Here is a 2,555-nt window from a genome sequence, read left to right on the forward strand (position 1 = left end):
GGCCAGCACGGCCATGTCATCAGCTTCAAGTTCGATTCGGCCTTGGTGCCGGACCTGCCCAAGCCGCGCCCGTACCGCGAAATCTTCGTGTATGGCCCGCGCGTGGAAGGTACCCACCTGCGCTTCGGTGCCGTCGCCCGTGGCGGCCTGCGCTGGTCGGATCGCCGCGAAGACTTCCGTACCGAAGTGCTGGGCCTGGTCAAGGCGCAGATGGTCAAGAACACCGTCATCGTGCCGGTCGGCGCGAAGGGCGGCTTCTTCGCCAAGATGCCGCCGGTGAACGGCGATCGCGATGCGATCTTCGCCAACGGCGTGGCGTGCTACAAGCTGTTCATCCAGGGCCTGCTGGACATCACCGACAACATCGTCAACAACAAGATCGTGCCGCCGGTGGATGTCGTGCGCCATGACATGGACGATCCGTACCTGGTGGTGGCCGCCGACAAGGGCACCGCGACCTTCTCCGACATCGCCAACGGCCTGGCCATCGCGCACGGCTTCTGGATGGGCGATGCGTTCGCCTCCGGCGGTTCGGTCGGTTACGACCACAAGGGCATGGGCATCACCGCGCGCGGCGCATGGGAGTCGGTCAAGCGCCACTTCCGTGCACTGGGCCGTGACAGCCAGACCCAGGACTTCACCGCGGTTGGCGTCGGCGACATGTCCGGCGACGTGTTCGGCAACGGCATGCTGCTGTCGCGCCACATCCGCCTGGTCGCTGCGTTCGACCACCGCCACATCTTCCTGGACCCGAACCCGGATGCAGCGACCACGTTCGTCGAACGTGAGCGTCTGTTCACCGTGCCGCGTTCGAGCTGGGCGGACTACGATGCCAAGCTGATCAGCAAGGGCGGCGGCGTGTATCCGCGCAGCCTGAAGTCGATCGAGATCACCCCGCGGGTGCGTGAAGCGCTGGGCCTGGACGAGAACGTCAAGGCGCTGTCGCCGAACGATCTGATGAGCGCGATCCTGAAGGCACCGGTCGACCTGCTGTGGAACGGCGGCATCGGTACCTACGTCAAGGCCGCCAGCGAGCAGCACAGCGATGTCGGCGACCGCGCCAACAACGCCCTGCGCGTGAATGGTGGCGAGCTGCGCTGCAAGGTGGTGGGCGAGGGCGGCAACCTGGGCATGACCCAGCTGGGCCGCATCGAAGCTGCCCAGGCCGGCGTGCTGCTCAACACCGACTTCATCGACAACTCGGCCGGTGTGGATACCTCCGACCACGAAGTCAACATCAAGATCCTGCTCAACGATGTGGTGCGGGCCAAGAAGCTGACCGTCGAGCAGCGCAACAAGCTGCTGGCGYMGATGACCGACGAAGTCGCCGCGCTGGTGCTCAACGACAACTACCGCCAGAACCAGGCGCTGAGCCTGATGGAGCGGATGGCGGTCAAGCGCCTGGGTTCCAAGCAGCACTTCATCCGTACCCTGGAACAGCAGGGCCTGCTGGATCGCCAGATCGAGTTCCTGCCGTCCGATGCCGAGCTGTCCCAGCGCAAGGCACGCGGCCAGGGCCTGACCCGTCCGGAACTGTCGGTGCTGCTGTCCTACTCCAAGCTGGTGGCGTTCGCGCAGCTGCTGGATTCGGACATCCCGGAAGATCCGTACCTGTCCAAGGAACTGCAGCGCTACTTCCCGACCCCGCTGCAGAAGAAGTACGCCGACGCGATGGAGCGTCACCGCCTGAAGCGCGAAATCATCGCCACGGCCGTGACCAACCAGACCATCAACCGCATGGGCGCCACCTTCCTGATGCGCATGCAGGAAGACACCGGCCGCTCCATTGCCGAGGTCGCCAAGGCCTACACCATCAGCCGCGAAACGCTGGACGCACGCGCGCTGTGGGCGCAGATCGATGCCCTCGACGGCACGCTGCCGGAGTCGGTGCAGATCGACGCGCTGGAAGTGATCTGGAAGCTGCAGCGTTCGTTCGTACGCTGGCTGCTGTCGCGCCCGGGCCCGATGCCGGGCATCACCGAGGCGGTCAACCGCTACCAGGGTCCGTTCAACGACATCCGTGTTGCTTCGGGTGTGCTGCCGGATTCGCAGCGTCCGACCTACGAAGCCCTGGTGGCCGAGTGGAAGGAAAAGGGCCTGCCGTCGGCGCTGGCACAGCAGCTGGCCGAACTGCACTTCCTGGAACCGGCGTTCGACATCATCGAACTGGCCCGTACCCGCAAGCTGAAGCCGGTGGATGTCTCCAAGATCCACTTCCGCCTGGGCGACGCCCTGCAGCTGCCGTGGCTGTTCGAGCAGATCGACGCGCTGGAGGTCAACGGCCGCTGGCACGCGGTGGCACGTGGCGTGCTGCGCGACGAACTGGCCGCACACCACCGCAGCCTGGCCGGCCAGGTGCTGGCCACCAAGGGCAGCACCGCTGAAGCCAAGGTGGCCGCGTGGATCGGTCGTGACGACAGCAGCCTGCGCTTCACCTTGGCGATGCTGGCCGAACTGGCCGAGCAGAAGACCCTGGACTACCCGACCGTTTCGGTCGCGGTGCAGCGCCTGGGTCAGCTTGCTGCCCACGGCGCGTAAGTGATGTAGTGCCAGGC

General features: G+C 65.7%; 1 protein-coding gene. It reads left to right on the plus strand.

Annotated features, from left to right (window positions below; translation table 11 throughout):
• A partial coding sequence (locus tag AC1VAN_RS18180) for an NAD-glutamate dehydrogenase domain-containing protein (RefSeq protein WP_480986375.1) occupies positions 1-2,538 on the plus strand: 2,538 nt, incomplete at its 5' end.
• Positions 2,539-2,555: the final 17 nt, after the last annotated feature.

Source organism: Stenotrophomonas sp. 05L44_2, assembly GCF_056665995.1.